Below are 17,306 nucleotides of genomic sequence, written 5' to 3'. Positions count from 1 at the left end.
GCGCCCTACTCATGGGCGGCCTCGGACCGCCGCCTAAACTGCTTGATTAGCCGGATCAGCGGTCGGATCAGGTGCTTAAAAGCAAGACCTAGGCATGTGATCAGCACCAAGATCGGCCAGTAGGCCACAATCGCAAGAGCGGCCAACCATTCCGGGCTTCGCTGCTCCCGCCAATAATACACCGACGCTGCAACGACGTGGGCCACCAATAGCGCGGCCCATATGGCTAGCGCGACGTTGACCGGCTCATCAAATGTCAACGCTTCCCACGCGGTTTCACCCGTTGAAGGCGTGCTTTCACTTTCCATGGCTGCTCGACCTCCCTCAGCTTTCAACCCCTGCGATGGCGGGCTTATTCCATTTGGAATGCTATGGGGGACGATAGCAGCGCCTTGGCTTGCTGGAGCTCCGTTCACCCACGGAGAACCCTGGGATCAGGACTAGGCCCTTCGATCTAGATCGTGGGAGAGAACACTTGGCGGACCATAAGGATTGCTAAGGCCAGAACATCCGGTGCGCGATCCAGTAGTCCTACCGAGAACAACGGCCAAGCCTTGGTTGCCGTTCGGTTAATTCAAAACAGGCCACTCCAAAAATCAAACTAGGCCACTAGGGGATAAAACAGGCCAGCATCAACGATCGGGCCGATGCCGCGCTTTCCCGCTCACCTCGGCGGCAAGGCTCAGACGGGGTGACTCAATAAAAAGGCCGCCCCGGACGATGTCCGAGGCGGCCTGTGGTCTTCGATGGATCAGACGATCAGAGCAGGCCCGCGCCGCGCGCCCACTTGTACTTGGCGCCCAGCACCTCGACCGGCAGCTCGGTCGAATAGGCGTAGGCCGGAATGCCGTTCTGGTAGAGATATTCGGCGGCTTCCTCGACCTCGACGTCGCCGGCGAGCGAGGCGACGATCGGCTTGACGAAGCCCTTCGCCTCCATCTCCTTCTTCACCTCGACCATGTTGCGCGCGAACACCATCGGCGGCGTCACGATGGTGTGCCAGTAGCCGAGGATCAGCGCGTGGATGCGCTCATCCGAGAGGCCGAGCTTCACCGTGTTGACATAGGTGATCGGCGGCTCGCCGCCGGTGATATCCACAGGATTTCCGGCCGCGCCGAACGGCGGGATGAACTTGCGGAAAGCGGCATCGAGATCCGGCGGCATCTGCATCAGCGACAGGCCGTTGTCGACCACGGAGTCGGAGAGCAGCACGCCGGAGCCGCCGGCGCCGGTGATGATCAGCACGTTCTCGCCCTTCGGCGTCGGCAGCACCGGCACGCCGCGGGCGAATTCCAGCAGCTGCCGCAGGCTGCGGGCCCGGATCACGCCGGACTGCTTGAACACGTCCTCGTAGATCTTGTCGTTGCCGGCAAGTGCGCCGGTGTGCGACGAGGCAGCCTTGGCGCCGGCCGAGGTGCGGCCGGCCTTGAGCACGACCACCGGCTTCTTCTTGGAGACGCGCTTGGCGGCTTCGGCGAAGGCGCGGCCGTCCTTCAGGTCCTCGCAGTGCTGCGCGATCAGATTGGTGTTGGGATCCTGCTCGAAGAAGGCGAGCAGATCGTCCTCGTCGATATCCGACTTGTTGCCGAGGCCGACGATCGCCGACACGCCCATCTTGGCCGACCGCGAGAAGCCGATGATCGCCATGCCGATGCCGCCCGACTGCGACGACAGCGCGGCGTGGCCCTTGACGTCATAGGCGGTGCAGAACGTCGCGCACAGATTGGCCGGGGTATAGTAGAAGCCGTAGATGTTCGGCCCCATCAGGCGGATATTGTACTTCTTGCCGACCTCGACGATCTCGGCCTGCAGCTCGGGCGCCCCGGCTTCGGCAAAGCCCGAGGGAATCAGCACCGCGCCGGGGATCTTCTTCTCGCCGCATTCGGCGAGCGCGCCGGCAACGAATTTCGCGGGGATCGCGAACACCGCCGTGTCGATCACGCCGGGGACGTCCTTGACGCTCTTGTAGGCCTTGTAGCCGAGAATTTCCTCGGCCTTGGGGTGGATCGGATAGATATCGCCCTTGTAGCCGCCGTTGATGAGGTTCTTCATCACCGAGTTGCCGATCTTGCCGTCCTCGGCGGAGGCGCCGATCACGGCCACGCCCTGCGGCTGCATGATGCGGCTCATCGCCGCGACGATCTCCTCGGTCGGACGCGGCGCCGGGCGCGGCTTGTAGTCGAAGTCGACGACGATGCGGACGTCGGCCGCGATCGCGTTCTTGCTGGTGGCGAACACCGGATTGAGGTCGAGCTCGACGATTTCGGGGAAATCGCTGACCAGCTGCGACACCTTGACGATGACGTCGGCGAGGGCCTCGCGATTGACCGGCTCACCGCCGCGCACGCCCTTCAGCATCTCATGGGCCTGGATGCCGTCGAGCATCGACAGCGCATCGTCCTTGGTCGCGGGCGCGAGGCGGAAGGTGATGTCCTTGAGGATTTCGACCAGCACGCCGCCGAGGCCGAAGGCGACCAGCTTGCCGAACGAGCCGTCGGTGATCGAGCCGACGATCACCTCGGTGCCGCCGCCCAGCATCTGCTGGACCTGGATGCCGTCGATCTTGGCATCGGCCTTGTATTTCTTGGCGTTGGCGAGAATGGTCTCGTAGCTCTTCTCGGCGTCCGCCGCGGTCTTGACGCCAACCACCACGCCGCCCGCCTCGGTCTTGTGGAGGATGTCGGGCGAGACGATCTTCATCACGACCGGGAAGCCCATGTCGGAAGCGATCCGGGCGGCCTCGGCCGCCGACTTGGCAACGCCCTCCTTCGGCACCGGAATGCCGTAGGCATCGCACACCACCTTGCCTTCGGGCGCGGTGAGACTCGTGCGCTTGTCGGCCTTGACCGCATCGAGAATTTTGCGGACCGCATCCTTAGAATTTGACATTGGCTTCCTCCTGGGACAGATTTCGTGGCATTTGGTATGCCAAAAACGTAATTGTCAAGGTCGCTTGATGTCGAAAAATATCGAAAAATATAGGCAGCTTGACATCCTGGTATTTGGCATGCCAAAAATCTAGGGTATTTCTTCTGCTAAGAAGACGTCTCCAAGAGGAGGAGACGAGTCGTGCCAGAACCGAAACAGACCAAGGCGTCACCCAACATGGCTGACACAGATATCGCCATCGTCCGGATCGCGCCGGAGACCAGCTTCAAGAACAAGGCCTATGAGGCCTTGAAGGAAGCGATCCTGAAGATGGACATCTACGCGACGCCGGAGCCGGTGATGCTCGACGAACGCGCATTGTCCGAGCGTCTCGGCGTCAGTCGCACGCCGATCCGCGAAGCGATCGCGATGCTCGAGCAGGACGGCTTCGTGAAGACCGTGCCGCGCCGCGGCATCGTGGTGGTCCGCCGCACCAAGGCGGAGATCGTCGACATGATCCGCGCCTGGGCGGCGCTGGAGAGCATGGCGGCGCGCCTGATCACGACCACCGCGCGCAAGAAGGACATCTCGTCGCTGCGCGACTTCTTCAAGGATTTCAGCGACGATCGCCTGCCGCAGGATCACGTCGAGGAATATTCCAAGGCCAACATCGCCTTCCACCAGGCGCTGATCTCGCTGTCGGAATCACCTGTGCTGGTCGACCTCACCAATGACCTGCTGCTGCATGTGCGCGGCTATCGCCAGCTCACGATCGGCCGCAAGGACCGTACCGCGACCTCGCTGCCCGAGCATCTCGGGATCATCGAGGCACTTGAGGCGCGCGACACCGAACTCGCGGAAAAGCGCGCCCGCGATCACACGCTTGGCCTTGCCGCCTATGTCGAGGCGCACGGCCAAGAGCTATTCACGTAGAGAGAACTGTTCACCTAAGACTTAGAGTTCACACACGCTTCAGACGACATTCAGATCGTCCGAACAAGAACGACCAGGGAGACGATGCCGATGCTGAATACCGCTACGAAGTCCGAGGCACCGGGCACCGAGCAAGAGCTGACCGATGGCTTCCATCTCGTCATCGATGCGCTCAAGCTCAACGGCATCGACACCGTCTATGGTGTGCCGGGTATCCCGATCACGGACCTGGGCCGCATGGCCCAGGCGGCGGGCATTCGCGTGCTCTCGTTCCGCCACGAGCAGAACGCCGGCTATGCGGCATCGATCGCCGGCTTCCTGACCAAGCGTCCCGGCGTCTGCCTCACGGTATCGGCACCCGGCTTCCTCAACGGCCTCACGGCGCTCGCCCACGCCACCACCAACTGCTTCCCGATGATCCTGGTCTCCGGCTCCTCCGAGCGCGAGATCGTCGACCTGCAGCAGGGCGACTATGAGGAGATGGACCAGCTCGCGATCGCCAAACCGCTGTGCAAGGCGGCGTTCCGCGTGCTGCACGCCCAGGACATCGGCATTGGGCTCGCGCGCGCGATCCGCGCCGCGGTGTCGGGCCGCCCGGGCGGCGTCTATCTCGACCTGCCCGCAAAACTGTTCTCGCAGGTGATGAACGCCGACGCCGGCCAGAAATCGCTGGTCAAGGTGATCGACGCGGCGCCGGAGCAGATCCCCTCCCCGTCATCCGTCAAGCGCGCGCTCGACGTGCTTAAGAGCGCAAAGCGTCCGCTGATCATCCTCGGCAAGGGCGCGGCCTACGCGCAGGCCGACGAGGCGATCAAGAATTTCGTCGAGAAGAGCGGCGTGCCGTTCCTGCCGATGAGCATGGCCAAGGGCCTGCTGCCCGATCTGCATCCGCAATGCGCAGGTGCTGCGCGCTCGACCGTGCTGAAGGACGCCGACGTCGTGATGCTGATCGGCGCCCGCCTCAACTGGCTGCTCTCGCACGGCAAGGGCAAGACCTGGGGCGAGGCCCCGAAGAAGTTCATCCAGGTCGATATCGAGCCGAAGGAAATGGATTCCAACGTCGAGATCGTCGCCCCCGTGGTCGGCGATATCGGCTCCTGCGTGTCCGCGTTCCTCGACGCGATGGGTGCGAACTGGTCGGCCGCGCCGAGCGACTGGCTCGCCACGGTGGCGAAGAAGCGTGACGACAACGTCGCCAAGATGGCGCCGAAGCTGATGAGCAACGCCTCGCCGATGGATTATCACGGTGCGCTCGGCGCGCTGCGCGCCATCATCGCGGAACGTCCGGACACCATCTTCGTCAACGAAGGCGCCAACACGCTCGACCTCGCCCGCGGCGTCGTCGACATGCACAAGCCGCGCAAGCGGCTCGACGTCGGCACCTGGGGCGTGATGGGCATCGGCATGGGCTATTCGATCGCGGCTGCGGTCGAGACCGGCCTGCCCGTGCTCGCGGTCGAAGGCGACAGCGCGTTTGGTTTCTCGGGCATGGAGGTCGAGACCATCTGCCGCTACAAGCTGCCGATCTGCATCGTGATCTTCAATAATGACGGCATCTATCGTGGCACCGACGTCAACGTTGCCGGCGACGATCCGGCGACCACCGTGTTCGTCAAGGGCTCGCGCTACGACAAGATGATGGAAGCGTTCGGCGGCGTCGGCGTCAACGCCACCTCCCCCGACGAGCTGAAGCGCGCGGTCAATGCGGCGCTGGATTCCGGCAAGCCGACGCTGATCAACGCGGTGATCGATCCGGCAGCGGGCTCGGAGAGCGGCCGCATCGGCAACCTCAATCCGCAGAGCGTTCTGAAGAAAAAGTAAGCCACCCCTTCAACCCATTTTCCCTGCGGGTGCAGGGGTAGACCAGAGTACACGGAGCAAACGATATGACCAAGGCGCTCAAGGGCGTTCGCATTCTCGATTTCACCCACGTCCAGTCGGGTCCGACCTGCACGCAGTTGCTGGCCTGGTTCGGCGCCGACGTGATCAAGGTCGAGCGTCCCGGCGTCGGCGACATCACGCGCGGCCAGCTGCAGGACATTCCGAACGTGGACAGCCTGTATTTCACCATGCTGAACCACAACAAGCGCTCGATCACGCTCGACACCAAGAACCCGAAGGGCAAGGAAGTGCTGACCGCGCTGATCAAGAGTTGCGACGTGCTGGTCGAGAATTTCGGCCCCGGCGTGCTCGATCGCATGGGCTTCCCCTGGGAGAAGATCCACGCCATCAACCCGAAGATGATCGTCGCCTCGATCAAGGGTTTTGGCCCCGGCCCGTATGAGGACTGCAAGGTCTACGAGAACGTCGCGCAGTGCACCGGCGGCGCCGCCTCGACCACCGGCTTCCGCGACGGCCTGCCGCTGGTCACCGGCGCGCAGATCGGCGACTCCGGCACCGGCTTGCATCTCGCGCTCGGCATCGTCACCGCGCTCTATCAGCGCACCCATTCCGGCCAGGGCCAGCGCGTCACCGCGGCGATGCAGGACGGCGTGCTCAATCTCGCCCGCGTCAAGCTGCGCGACCAGCAGCGCCTCGCCCACGGCCCGCTGAAGGAATACAGCCAGTTCGGCGAAGGCATTCCGTTCGGCGACGCCGTGCCACGCGCCGGCAACGATTCCGGCGGCGGCCAGCCCGGCCGCATCCTGAAGTGCAAGGGCTGGGAGACCGACCCGAACGCCTACATCTACTTCATCACCCAGGCCCCGGTCTGGGAGAAGATCTGCGACGTGATCGGCGAGCCGACCTGGAAGACCGATCCGAACTACGCCAAGCCGCCGGCCCGCCTACCCCGCCTGAACGAGATCTTCGGTCGCATCGAACAGTGGACGATGACGAAGACAAAATTCGAGGCGATGGAGATCCTCAACAAGGACGACATCCCCTGCGGCCCGATCCTGTCGATGAAGGAGATCGCGGAAGACCAGTCGCTGCGCGCGACCGGCACCGTGGTCGAGGTCGATCATCCGACCCGCGGCAAGTACATCTCGGTCGGCAACCCGATCAAGCTGTCGGATTCGCCGAGCGATGTCGCGCGTTCGCCGCTGCTCGGCGAGCACACCGACGAGATCCTGCGCGAGGTGCTCGGCTTCTCCGACCACCAGGTCGCCGAGATCCACGATTCCGGCGCACTCGATCCGCCGCGCAAGCAGGCGGCGGAGTAACGGCTGCACTCAGATCAAACGACAAATGGCCGCGGGCAACCGCGGCCATTTTTGTTTGTGGTGGTCGTCGGCTCCTCCAATCGATGGGGACATTGGGGTCCCCGGCGAAGCCGGCGTTCACTGCCAGCCCGCAACCCCACGCATGTCGGGCAAGTGATGTGCAATGCCCTTGTGGCAATCGATGCAGGTCTTCTCTCCGGTAAACAGGAAGCGCTGGTGCGCCACCGACGCCCGGGGGGACTGCTTGGTGATATCCATTGATTCCGCGCTGTGACAGTTGCGGCATTCGAGCGAATCGTTGGCCTTGAAACGGGCCCACTCATGCAGCGCGAGCTCGAGCCGCTTGTCGGCGAACTTGTCGCGGGTGCCGATGACACCGAACAAATGGCCCCAGACCTCCTTCGAGGCCTGCATCTTGCGCGCGATCTTGTCGGTCCAGTTATGCGGAACGTGACAGTCCGGGCAGGTGGCGCGAACGCCGGAGCGATTGGAGAAATGGATGGTCGACTTCAGCTCTGCAAACAGATTTTCGCGCATCTCGTGGCAGCCGGTGCAGAATTTTTCGGTGTTGGTCAATTCGAGCGCGGTATTGAAGCCGCCCCAGAAAATAACGCCGGCGACGAAGCCCGCGATCACCAGTACACCGAGCCCGAACACCGCGCTCGGCCGCACCAGCACACCCCACAGCTCGCGCGCGAAGGCCCATGCGCGTCGGAGGACACCATCTTTCGAGGTTTGCGAATCGGTTGCGCTCATCGACGGCCGCCCGGAGCCGCGCGGCTCAGCATGGTGTCGATGTCGACGAAGTCGTTGCTGACGGGCGGGTTGCTCACGCTCTGCGGTACGTGACATTCGGTGCAGAAAAACCGGCGCGGCGAGATCGACGCAAGGAACTGGCCGTCGCGGTCCATGAAATGGGTAATCGAGACCATCGGCGCCTGCGACTCGCCCGTGCGGGCGCGCGCATGACAGGACAGGCATTTGTTGCTGTTCAGATCGATCTGGTAGCCGTCGATCGAATGCGGGATCACGGGCGGCTGCTCGGGATAGTTCCTGATCTCCCTCTCGGACGTGTTGCGCGTCGGCATCATTGGCGGAGCCGGGCCTTCATTATCGAGCGGCGTCGGCCCGCGCAGCCCGGAATTCAGCGATTGCGCTGCCAACGTACCGGTGCCGGCCCCGATCGCCAGGACGAGCAGGACGATGCGCAGGTTCCTGATCATGAGGGCAGCACCTTCTCGATACGCACCGCGCATTTCTTGAAGTCGGTCTGCAGCGAGAGCGGATCGGTGGCGTCGAGCGTCACCTTGTTGATCAGCTTCGACTCATCGAACCAGGGCACGAACACCAGGCCCCGCGGCGGCCGGTCGCGGCCACGAGTCTCCAGCCGCGCCCGGATAAAGCCGCGGCGAGAGATCACCTTGACCTCGTCGCCGCGTCGTAGCTTGGCCTCCTGCGCATCATCCGGATGCATGAAACAGACGGCCTCAGGAAACGCGCGATAGAGTTCGGGCACGCGGCGGGTCATGGTGCCGGAGTGCCAATGCTCCAGCACGCGGCCAGTTGAGAGCCACAAGGGGTATTCGCTGTCAGGCGCTTCCGCCGGCGGTTCGTAGGGAAGCGCAAAGATGCGCGCCTTGCCATCCGCAAAACCATAGAACTGCACGCCTCTGCCCTGCCCGACGTACGGATCTGAGCCTTCGCGGAACCGCCACTTGGTCTCCTTGCCGTTCACGACGGGCCAGCGCAGTCCGCGCTCGCCGTGATAGGCATCGAACGGCGCGAGATCGTGGCCGTGGCCGCGGCCGAAGCTTGCGTATTCCTCGAACAGCCCTTTCTGGACATAGAAGCCAAACGCCTTGGCCTCATCGTTAGCGTAGCCCGGCGCGATGTCGGAGACCGGAAACCTGTCGACCTGGCCGTTGCGATAGAGCACATCGAACACCGTCTTGCCGCGATACTCCGGCTTCTTCGCCAGCAACTCTTCCGGCCAGACCTCCTCGATCTTGAAGCGCTTGGAAAACTCCATCAGCTGCCAGAGGTCGGAACGCGACTCGCCCGGCGCGGTGACGAGCTGGTGCCAGAACTGGGTGCGCCGCTCGGCATTGCCGTAGGCGCCTTCCTTTTCCACCCACATCGCGGTCGGCAAGATCAGGTCGGCGCCGAGCGCAGTGACGGTCGGATAGACTTCCGAAACCACGATGAAATTGTCGGGGTTGCGGAAGCCCGGATAGGTTTCCTCGTTGATGTTGGGACCGGCCTGCAAATTGTTGTTGACCTGCACCCAGTAGGCGTTGAGCAGACCGTCCTTCAGCATCCGGCTTTGCAACACCGCGTGATAGCCCGGCTTGTCGGGAATCGTGCCTTCCGGGAGCTTCCAGATCTCCTCCGCGTTGTCGCGATGCGCCTTGTTGGTGACGACCATGTCAGCCGGGAGCCGATGCGAGAAGGTACCCACCTCGCGTGCGGTGCCGCAGGCCGAGGGTTGGCCGGTCAGCGAAAACGGACTGTTGCCGGGCTCCGATATCTTCCCGGTCAGAAGGTGAAGATTGTAGACCAGATTGTTGCACCAGACGCCGCGGGTGTGCTGGTTAAAACCCATGGTCCAGAAGCTGACGACCTTGGTCTTCGGATCGGCGTAGAGCTCGGCCAGCGCCTCCAGACGATTGAGCGGCACACCCGACATCATCGCCGCCTTTTCCAGCGTGTAGTCGGTGAGGAATTTGACGTAGTCGTCGTAAGTCATATCGGTTGCATCGTTGGCCTTGGCCGCGCCCGTCGCCTTCTTCTGCAGCGGATGCTCTGGCCTCAGGCCGTAGCCGATGTCGGTCTGGCCACGTTTGAACACGGTATGCGCCGCGACGAAATCCTTGTTCACGCGCCCGGTCTTGATGATGTGATTGGCGATCGCATTGAGGATGTAGAGATCGGAGTGCGGCGTGAATACGATCCCGATGTCGGCGAGGTCGAACGAGCGGTGCTCGAAGGTCGAGAGCACGGCGACCCGCACATGCGCCGCCGACAGCCGGCGGTCGGTCACCCGCGTCCACAGGATCGGGTGCATCTCCGCCATGTTGGAGCCCCACAACACGAAGGCATCGGTGGCCTCGATGTCGTCGTAGCAGCCGGCCGGCTCGTCCATGCCGAAGGTACGCATCATGCCGACCACGGCGGAGGCCATGCAGTGGCGCGCGTTGGGATCGATGTTGTTGGAGCGGAAGCCGGCCTTGAACAGTTTTGAAGCCGCATAGCCCTCCCAGATCGTCCATTGGCCGGAGCCGAACATGCCGATGCCGCTCGGCCCGCGCTGCTTCAGCGCCGCCTTGAACTTCTCGGCCATGACGGCGAACGCTTCGTCCCAGGAGACCGGAGTGAAGTCTCCGTTCTTGTCGTACTTGCCGTCGGTCTTGCGCAACATCGGCTGCGTCAGGCGATCGTGGCCGTACATGATCTTGGAGAGGAAGTACCCCTTCACGCAGTTGAGGCCGCGATTGACCTCGGCCTTGATATCGCCGTGGGTGGCAACGACGCGATTGTCCTTGGTTGCCACCATGACGCTGCAGCCGGTGCCACAGAAGCGGCAAGGAGCCTTGTTCCAGTCGAGTTCGCTGGCATCGCGTTCGGTGACGAGGTTTGCTGCGACCGACGCAACCGGCATTCCACCGGCCGCGGCGGCGATCGCGGCGGCCTCCAGCTTCAGCATCTGGCGACGGTCGATCTTGATTTCGGTCATGGCTGGTCTCCCCGGCGCATTTCAGCAGACGTCGATGGCGTGAAACACGAGCGAGGCGGAATGGACGTGCGGTAACAGAGCGATCATGTTCAGCGTCGCGCCGAGCGCACCAGCATTGGGTGCGTCGACCACCACGACGAGCTTGCCTCTGGGGTCGCGGCCAAAAATCTCGCAGCCGGAAAGGGCGAGGATGTCGGCCTCGACCGCATCAAGGCGCTCGGGCCGGGCCTGGACCAAGATGCTGGCGATCTCGCCGCCGGGTGGCGCCACGACGCGCTCCGCCGTCAAGGCGCGGCCGGTGATCAGCGTACGGCGATTGATCGCGGTCTTGAGCACAACGATGTCTCTCCCTGTCAATGCGGCGGCGGCGGACCGGGAGGGCCGGCTACCATTTGGTAGATCCAGACCGCCAGTCCGTATGACCCCACCGTCGCGACCGCGAGCCCCGGCATCAGGATGGCGGTCAGGAACAGGAAAGCGAAGATTTCCATCCGGGTTTGGCGACGCCGCGCACCTGCGTCGCCGTCTGCGACCACCATGATCATGTCTCTCACTTGGGACGTTGGGGGACGGCATCCGGGCCGCTGCCTTGGACGTCAACTTAACCCGCGACGGTCCGCCGACCGTTGATTCAGATCAATGAACGGCACAACGGCCTCGCGCAGCGAACACATCTTGGCCACCGTCGCGATGATCCCTCGCGCTCGATCCGCCGCGCAAGCAGGCGGCGGAGTAAGCCGACCTTCTCACGGAGCAAAATTTCAAAGGCCGCCGGTTTCCGGCGGCCTTTTTGTTTTGGGGTGCGAAGCGAAATTGAATTCAGGACAGCCGCTCACTCCGATCGATCGCGGCGGGATCGGCGATGCTGCGACCGGTCAACTTCTGCGCACGGCGTCAGTCGTGCCTGACGCCAAGGGTATGCCGGATGATCGCGCTGATCTCGGCGGCGCAAGATCCTGGATAAAATCTCTCAGTGCCTCGGTATCGAACGGCTTGCGGAGTATTCTCAGGCTTGGCGGAGCTGCTTTTGCGGCATCGCTGTAACCGGTCGTAAGGGCTATCGGCAAACCGGGATATCGCGACCGAACTTCTCTCGCGAGCCCGACGCCATCGATGGTCCCTGGCATCACGATATCGCTGAAGACGAGATCGATCTTTGTACCGGTATCGAGCAATTTCAATGCCGCTTCGGCTGAATCTCGATAGATGGTTTCATAACCCAGATGCTCGAACAGCGAGGATGTCACATCCGCCACTTCGGGGCTATCGTCGACAACGAGAACCGTCTGCCGCTGCGGCTGCCTTGGCCTTGCCCGGGCAGCGGCGAGCTCTTTGCTGGTGATCTGCTCGTCTGCGCAGGACGGCAAATAGATTGTGATCGTTGTTCCCTGTCCAACCTTGCTGTCTGCCGTCACCGTTCCGCCCGCCTGGTGCGCAAAACCATAAACCTGAGACAAACCGAGCCCGGTCCCCTTGCCGACCTCTTTGGTCGTGAAGAATGGATCGAACATCTTGGACAGAAGATTCGGCGGAATACCGGTGCCCGTGTCGCCCAGTGTTATCGCAAAGAAGGCCTTGCCACGGCGATCGCCGCCGGTGTCCTGATCTGCGATCACCGCGTGGACGGATAACGTGAACGTGCCGCCGCTTGTCATTGCGTCTCGCGCATTGACGGCGATGTTGACGATCGCAAGTTCCAGCTCGGCGAGGTCCACCTTGACCGGCGCAACACCGTCACCAACGTTCTCGTTGTACACGATGTTGCCGCGCAGCGAGCTCTCGATCATGGTCCGCATGTTCTTGATGGACGCATTGAGATCAACGACCGTCGGGCTGAGATGCTGGTGACGGGAGAATGTCAACAATTGGCGCGTGAGACTTTCGCCGCGTTTGGCTGCGGTTTGTATGGCTTCGATCGCTTTTGGCAGTTTTGGATCAAGCAGGCGTTGAAATATCTGGGCGCTGCCTCCGATGATCATCAACAGATTGTTGAAGTCATGGGCAATCCCGCCAGTCAGCTTGCCGATTGCCTCCATTTTCTGGGACATCGCGAGCTGTTCGCGCGCCTGGACCAGCTTCTCCTCGGCGTCGCGTCGCTCCGTCGCGTCGCGCAGGATACTGATGAAACCGATCAGATTTCCTGCGTCATCACGGCTCGAAGAGACCGAGCCGGTGATGAAAAACGGCGTACCATTCTTTCTGATACGCCAACCCTCTACGTCGTACTTGCCTCCTTCGATTGCCGACTCCAGCGCGTGTGTCGGCGAACCCGCGCGGCGTTCATCCGGCCGATAAAATATCCCGAAGTGCTTGCCTACGATTTCTTCCGAGGTGTAACCGGTGATCTTTTGAGCGGTGCTATTCCAGCTCGTCACATGTCCTTCTCTATCAAGCGCAAAAATTGCATAGTCGACAACGCCTTCGATAAGGGTTTGGAAGTGCCGTCTGATGTTGTCGAGCGCCAAGGCTTTCCGTTCAAGTTGACCGTTCAGTTGGTCCTGGACAGAAAGCAAATGGGCTTCCCTGGTCTGGTGCGTCGCGATTGCCGCGGCCAAGGCAAGCGGCGGCGCCGATACGCTGATCGAAAGCATGAGCAAGGATAGCAGCGCTCCATTCGGATCCATTTTCGGAAATGGATCATTCCCCACCGAGAATCCCCACACGGCCACTCCGATGAAAATCAGCGCGGCCGTCGCCACGGTGCATCGACCGCCGCGCAGGCCGGCCCAGATCAAGGGGAGTAAGACCAGAAAGCCCAGAAGGCTCCGATGCGGCAGCAACACCTCGAGGTCGTTGCTGACGAGGTCGCTCCCGATGAGCGGGCTGTAAGCAACGAGCCCGATGATACCCGCGAGGGCAGCGACCGTGATCGATGCCAACAAGTTCCATTTGGAAAAAATGCGTAAGGGCATCGTCGCCCAGAGCACGATGACAGGAGCAATCACCGGGGCCGCAGCAGCGTCCGCAAGCCACCAGGTCAACCCGGCGACGACGGAATCGGACAAGCTCGATTCGTTGGCGAGCGTGACACCGGCCAAGGCGATGGTTGAGCTGATGATCGTGGTCGGCGCAAAGCAAATGATCGCAAACTTTGCGACACCCGACGATGTGGCAAACGTCTGGCTACCGTTCGACCAGCGGCCAATCAGCCATGTCCCGGCAAATGCAGCAAGCAGGCTGCCGATCCCGGCGGCGCCAAACTCCAGGAGCGATCGGTCGGCCATGAGGCAGGGAGAAACGGCCCCCACCAGGATCGCGGGCCAGATCCGGTAGCCGCGCAGCAGGACCAGCGCGAGCGCAAGCCCGGTTGGTGGCCATAGCGGTGTCGCGGTTGGATTGATCGCCGGAACCAACCGCGCGGATTCGGCAAGGCCACCATAAATCGCGGCAATGATCAGGATTTCGGCCGCGTAGGCGGCAACGCTCCGCGCGTCGCCAAAAGCGAAAATCTTGGCCTTGGCGAACCCTGCCCTTTCCATCGCGAGCCTTTGCAGTGGGCATCTCAAGAATGCGGATGCAGTTTTGACCAAAACATGGCCGCACGATCGTGCGTAGAGAGGCGCCCCGAACCAGCGGCCATCGGGCAGCACCATTGACCTAACAGCGATGGTACACTAGGCACGGCGCCCTCCGGAATACGAATCGGCCCGATCCCGCCGCCTGTCGGCGAGACCATCAGCGATCATTTTCCCTGTTGGCGCAAGAACTCTCGCTGCCGCTTTATTGACCGCTTCGGGTCAGAAGCGGACCTTAGCGCCATCTGCATCTTGTCCGGGCAAAAGGGGCAAACCACAGCCGTGATTTACGAGGCGCGGCGGAACTCCAAACCAGGGCGACAAACCAGAACACCCAAGCAGGCCGCCGAGTAATCGTAGCACTCGATCAGATCGACAAATGCCCGCGGGCAACCGCGGCCATTCTTGTTTGGATGACGGGAGCGCGCTCTCGGTCGGATATTTCCGATGGCTTGGTGGAGGGTGTCAGCGCGATCGTGGCGGCCGGTCTGAACCCTCTGCCCGCGCGATCGCCAAGCCATAGCGACGGCTGATCATCTCATACGGGTCGGCGTGGCTGCGCGGAAACGGATCGCTCGCGACGCCCAGACACAGGTTGAGTTGGCCTGCCGGCCTTACGCTGAAGTAGAACGGAAGTGTCGCGTATCGCGCCACCAACGTTGTCTTGATCTCGACCGGGATCAACTTGCCCTCATGCCGCTCCGCGATGGTCACTGTCGTGGGTCCATCCTGAATCCCGCGATAGGGAAGGACCTCACACGGATCGCTCGGACCGTTATCTTTGCGTACAGGGACAGGATCGGAGATCGACAAGACGACGTCGGCATCGGCGCTGTCGACAACGTCCTCGATCAGGCATCGTCCCTCCTGTGAGAGTTTGACGATGCTGGGGGTCGCGGGGCACGAGCCTTGTTGCTGTTGGAGGCGAAACCGCCGCCACCTCGGCTTGAAGAACTTGGTCGGGTTCAGCGCCTGCTCAACTGGAATTTCCTGAGCCGAACTGTCGTGGCTTAGGTCAGCCGGACGGAACGTATGCTTCGATCCGTCACTGACCAGGCGATAAGCCTTGGCTCCCGTGATCACGATTGTGCCATTCGCCAATGGATCCCCGCTCGAGTCACCGTGGACAAAAACCTGATCGACATTGCCCTCGAACAGCAATTGCTGGCAAAGATCAGCGCATGGCGGCGGCGGCTTGATCAATGGTTGTCCCCGCCAATTCGTCCAGGACATGTCCCTATCCTGATACGGCAGCTCGAAAGATCGCGGCTGAAATGAGCTCTGCGGATACGAGACGTCCGACGCGACGAGACGGTGCAGCAGGTATCCGTCGATGAAGTGGGGCAGCAGCGCAACGGCGGCCAGGCCGAGGAACGCCACGCCCGCTGCGAGCCAGCGCTTTCCAAGGTGTCGATTGATCAGATAAGCGGGCAGCAGGGCGATCGAATAGACGAGCAGCGTGACGGACACGATGAGCACCGAGCCGGGCACGATGAACAGCAATATCCCCACGGTAATCGCGCCGGGAATAAATGCTACGCACGTCAGCACGAACTGGACGACCAAATAGATCGTCACTTCGCGAGACAGGAGCGCGCGCGGATTGCGGTGCCCCGAAACAGGCGCTTGATCTGGCACGTTGCTTCCGCGCATAGGTTGCTGGCGGCTGTAACAAGATCACGAATCTTGGCCGCACGCGTCCGAATATCGGCAGCCACGCCGCAAATAGGTTGCATCAGCGAATTTCGTCAACCAGCAATTCGCCGAATGCTCAATTTTGAATGAAGCCCGAGCGATTTCGGTCAATCGCGCATCGGATCAGCCACCCTCACCGTTCTCAGTATCGCCGCCCTCATCGCCCGGCACATATTCCAGAATATCCCCCGGTGGGCAGTCCAGCTCGCGGCAGATCGCCGACAGAGTCGAGAAGCGCATCGCCTTGGCCTTGCCGGTCTTCAGCCCTCCAGCCCGAGCTTCCACAGCGGCGGCAGATCGGCGAATGGCGGCGTGGTGTGGGCGATGACGATCGCGGCACGCCGGCTGTCGGAATCGATCTTGCTGTTGATCGCCTTGACGTGCGCCTTCACGGCATCGAGCCCGACGCCGAGGATGCCCGCGATCTCCTCGTTCGACTTGCCCTGGGCGATCCACGACGCCACCTCGATCTGGCGCGGCTGACGCGACCACGGCGCAAATGTTCGGCGAGATCGGCTATGGGCTGTCGCTCGGCCGCACCGCGCTCGAGCCGTTCGCCGGCCTCGCCTGGGCCCACCTCGACACCGACAGTTTTGCCGAGACCGGCGGCACCGGTGCGGCCGCACTGCGCGGCGCCGGCACCAGCGAAGATGTCGGCTACTCCACCCTCGGCGCGCGCATCGCCCCGAGCTTCGCCCTGACGGGCGGCATGCAGCTGGCGCCGCGCGCGCCTCGGTGGCCTGGCAGTACGCCTTCGGTGACGTGACCCCGACGGCGGCGCTTGGGTTCCAGAACCTTGGAACCAGTTTTAGCGTGGCCGGCGTGCCGCTGGCCCGCAACGCGGCGCTGGTCGAAGGCGGGCTCGACCTCAAGATCACGCCGCTGGCCAGCCTCGGCATCGCCTATGTCGGCCAGCTCGCCGACCGGGTGCAGGATCACTCGGTAAAGGCAAGTTTTGGCTGGAGATTCTGACCCTTAGGGGTCCGGATTCTATCCGCGCCCCCCCTCAATCTGGGATGCCAACCAGCCGGTTTTGCTGCATTGCACAGTCGTGAATGCTGCTATGCAAACAAGCCCGTTGTGCCTGGCATCTGGTATACATAATTTGGCTGCAGATGATGAGCCGGCCCGTTGCTGGCTTCCAGCCAAAGGGGACACCAATGTCCAAGACCACCGCTTTCGCGCTCGCGCCCTCCTCCACCCTGTTCGCCCGCCTGCTGGCCTCGATCGACCGCCTGCTGATGAAGAGCGCGGAGATCTCCAACCGAAACGGCGATCTGCCGCGCTTCGGCCTCTAGAGCGTTTTCGAGCGAAGTGGACACCGGTTCGCGTGAAGAAAACGCGTCAAAACAAGAATCTAGAGCTTCGGTTCTGATTCAATCAGAACCGAAAAATGCT

17 protein-coding genes are annotated in these 17,306 nt (G+C 62.4%); 6 read left to right on the top strand and 11 right to left on the bottom strand.

Annotated elements, in window-relative coordinates:
• Window positions 1-5: 5 nt before the first annotated feature.
• Window positions 6-308 (bottom strand): hypothetical protein, encoded by a 303-nt coding sequence (locus HAP48_RS31970; protein ID WP_224496704.1) that lies wholly within the window; start codon window positions 306-308, stop codon window positions 6-8.
• Between the two features lie 451 nt (window positions 309-759).
• Entirely contained in the window at window positions 760-2,889 is a 2,130-nt protein-coding gene (locus HAP48_RS31965; protein ID WP_166203865.1) for an acetate--CoA ligase family protein, read from the bottom strand.
• Between the two features lie 216 nt (window positions 2,890-3,105).
• On the opposite strand from HAP48_RS31965, the gene HAP48_RS31960 reads away from it, so the two are divergent.
• The 3 genes from HAP48_RS31960 to frc all read left to right on the top strand — a co-directional run bounded on the left by HAP48_RS31960 (window position 3,106) and on the right by frc (window position 6,965).
• Window positions 3,106-3,801: a GntR family transcriptional regulator gene (locus HAP48_RS31960; RefSeq protein ID WP_051346457.1), complete on the top strand. Its 696-nt coding sequence runs from the start codon at window positions 3,106-3,108 to the stop codon at window positions 3,799-3,801.
• Between the two features lie 90 nt (window positions 3,802-3,891).
• Complete coding sequence (gene oxc, locus HAP48_RS31955) at window positions 3,892-5,622, top strand: oxalyl-CoA decarboxylase (RefSeq protein WP_166203864.1); 1,731 nt, start codon at window positions 3,892-3,894, stop codon at window positions 5,620-5,622.
• Between the two features lie 65 nt (window positions 5,623-5,687).
• Window positions 5,688-6,965 (top strand): formyl-CoA transferase, encoded by a 1,278-nt coding sequence (frc, locus tag HAP48_RS31950; protein ID WP_166203863.1) that lies wholly within the window; start codon window positions 5,688-5,690, stop codon window positions 6,963-6,965.
• Between the two features lie 117 nt (window positions 6,966-7,082).
• Here frc and HAP48_RS31945 read toward each other — a convergent pair whose 3' ends face one another.
• From HAP48_RS31945 to HAP48_RS31905, 9 genes are all read right to left on the bottom strand, one after another.
• Complete coding sequence (locus HAP48_RS31945) at window positions 7,083-7,721, bottom strand: NapC/NirT family cytochrome c (protein WP_166203862.1); 639 nt, start codon at window positions 7,719-7,721, stop codon at window positions 7,083-7,085.
• Window positions 7,718-8,188: a nitrate reductase cytochrome c-type subunit gene (locus HAP48_RS31940; RefSeq protein ID WP_166203861.1), complete on the bottom strand. Its 471-nt coding sequence runs from the start codon at window positions 8,186-8,188 to the stop codon at window positions 7,718-7,720. The genes HAP48_RS31945 and HAP48_RS31940 overlap by 4 nt, the downstream gene beginning before the upstream one ends.
• Entirely contained in the window at window positions 8,185-10,698 is a 2,514-nt protein-coding gene (gene napA / locus HAP48_RS31935) for a nitrate reductase catalytic subunit NapA (protein WP_166203860.1), read from the bottom strand. The genes HAP48_RS31940 and napA overlap by 4 nt, the downstream gene beginning before the upstream one ends.
• A 21-nt stretch (window positions 10,699-10,719) precedes the next feature.
• Window positions 10,720-11,034 carry a chaperone NapD gene (locus tag HAP48_RS31930; protein WP_420869827.1) on the bottom strand — a complete coding sequence of 105 codons (315 nt, stop codon included), beginning with the start codon at window positions 11,032-11,034 and terminating at the stop codon, window positions 10,720-10,722.
• Window positions 11,035-11,051: 17 nt separating this feature from the next.
• Complete coding sequence (napE, locus tag HAP48_RS31925; RefSeq protein ID WP_175612372.1) at window positions 11,052-11,237, bottom strand: periplasmic nitrate reductase, NapE protein; 186 nt, start codon at window positions 11,235-11,237, stop codon at window positions 11,052-11,054.
• A gap of 336 nt (window positions 11,238-11,573) precedes the next feature.
• Window positions 11,574-14,177, bottom strand: a complete 2,604-nt coding sequence (locus HAP48_RS31920; protein WP_166215352.1) for an MASE1 domain-containing protein — start codon at window positions 14,175-14,177, stop codon at window positions 11,574-11,576.
• A gap of 501 nt (window positions 14,178-14,678) precedes the next feature.
• Window positions 14,679-15,851 carry a serpentine receptor domain-containing protein gene (locus tag HAP48_RS31915; RefSeq protein WP_166203859.1) on the bottom strand — a complete coding sequence of 391 codons (1,173 nt, stop codon included), beginning with the start codon at window positions 15,849-15,851 and terminating at the stop codon, window positions 14,679-14,681.
• A gap of 180 nt (window positions 15,852-16,031) precedes the next feature.
• Window positions 16,032-16,148, bottom strand: a complete 117-nt coding sequence (locus HAP48_RS31910) for a helix-turn-helix domain-containing protein (RefSeq protein WP_420869826.1) — start codon at window positions 16,146-16,148, stop codon at window positions 16,032-16,034.
• A 20-nt stretch (window positions 16,149-16,168) separates the two neighbouring features.
• Window positions 16,169-16,372: a helix-turn-helix domain-containing protein gene (locus HAP48_RS31905; RefSeq protein WP_224496702.1), complete on the bottom strand. Its 204-nt coding sequence runs from the start codon at window positions 16,370-16,372 to the stop codon at window positions 16,169-16,171.
• A gap of 35 nt (window positions 16,373-16,407) precedes the next feature.
• Between HAP48_RS31905 and HAP48_RS31900 the strand changes: the two genes are divergently transcribed.
• The 3 genes from HAP48_RS31900 to HAP48_RS31890 all read left to right on the top strand — a co-directional run bounded on the left by HAP48_RS31900 (window position 16,408) and on the right by HAP48_RS31890 (window position 17,206).
• The gene (locus tag HAP48_RS31900) at window positions 16,408-16,674 is read left to right on the top strand and encodes an autotransporter outer membrane beta-barrel domain-containing protein (RefSeq protein WP_166203858.1); all 267 of its coding nucleotides are present in this window, start codon (window positions 16,408-16,410) and stop codon (window positions 16,672-16,674) included.
• Window positions 16,644-16,880: an autotransporter domain-containing protein gene (locus HAP48_RS31895; protein WP_166203857.1), complete on the top strand. Its 237-nt coding sequence runs from the start codon at window positions 16,644-16,646 to the stop codon at window positions 16,878-16,880. The genes HAP48_RS31900 and HAP48_RS31895 overlap by 31 nt, the downstream gene beginning before the upstream one ends.
• 188 nt (window positions 16,881-17,068) lie before the next feature.
• Window positions 17,069-17,206: a hypothetical protein gene (locus tag HAP48_RS31890; protein WP_166203856.1), complete on the top strand. Its 138-nt coding sequence runs from the start codon at window positions 17,069-17,071 to the stop codon at window positions 17,204-17,206.
• Window positions 17,207-17,306 lie beyond the last annotated feature (100 nt).

This window comes from Bradyrhizobium septentrionale (assembly GCF_011516645.4).
Classification (GTDB): domain Bacteria; phylum Pseudomonadota; class Alphaproteobacteria; order Rhizobiales; family Xanthobacteraceae; genus Bradyrhizobium; species Bradyrhizobium septentrionale.
Note: the sequence above shows the minus strand (reverse complement) of the source record. Positions and strands in the feature narration are given on the sequence as shown.

Coding starts and splice junctions, on each gene's coding strand:
- HAP48_RS31970 (WP_224496704.1), bottom strand. CDS start 308: ATGGAAAGTGAAAGCACGCCTTCAACGGGTGAAACCGCGTGGGAAGCG.
- HAP48_RS31965 (WP_166203865.1), bottom strand. CDS start 2,889: ATGTCAAATTCTAAGGATGCGGTCCGCAAAATTCTCGATGCGGTCAAG.
- HAP48_RS31960 (WP_051346457.1), top strand. CDS start 3,106: ATGGCTGACACAGATATCGCCATCGTCCGGATCGCGCCGGAGACCAGC.
- oxc (WP_166203864.1), top strand. CDS start 3,892: ATGCTGAATACCGCTACGAAGTCCGAGGCACCGGGCACCGAGCAAGAG.
- frc (WP_166203863.1), top strand. CDS start 5,688: ATGACCAAGGCGCTCAAGGGCGTTCGCATTCTCGATTTCACCCACGTC.
- HAP48_RS31945 (WP_166203862.1), bottom strand. CDS start 7,721: ATGAGCGCAACCGATTCGCAAACCTCGAAAGATGGTGTCCTCCGACGC.
- HAP48_RS31940 (WP_166203861.1), bottom strand. CDS start 8,188: ATGATCAGGAACCTGCGCATCGTCCTGCTCGTCCTGGCGATCGGGGCC.
- napA (WP_166203860.1), bottom strand. CDS start 10,698: ATGACCGAAATCAAGATCGACCGTCGCCAGATGCTGAAGCTGGAGGCC.
- napE (WP_175612372.1), bottom strand. CDS start 11,237: ATGGTGGTCGCAGACGGCGACGCAGGTGCGCGGCGTCGCCAAACCCGG.
- HAP48_RS31920 (WP_166215352.1), bottom strand. CDS start 14,177: ATGGAAAGGGCAGGGTTCGCCAAGGCCAAGATTTTCGCTTTTGGCGAC.
- HAP48_RS31910 (WP_420869826.1), bottom strand. CDS start 16,148: ATGCGCTTCTCGACTCTGTCGGCGATCTGCCGCGAGCTGGACTGCCCA.
- HAP48_RS31900 (WP_166203858.1), top strand. CDS start 16,408: ATGTTCGGCGAGATCGGCTATGGGCTGTCGCTCGGCCGCACCGCGCTC.
- HAP48_RS31890 (WP_166203856.1), top strand. CDS start 17,069: ATGTCCAAGACCACCGCTTTCGCGCTCGCGCCCTCCTCCACCCTGTTC.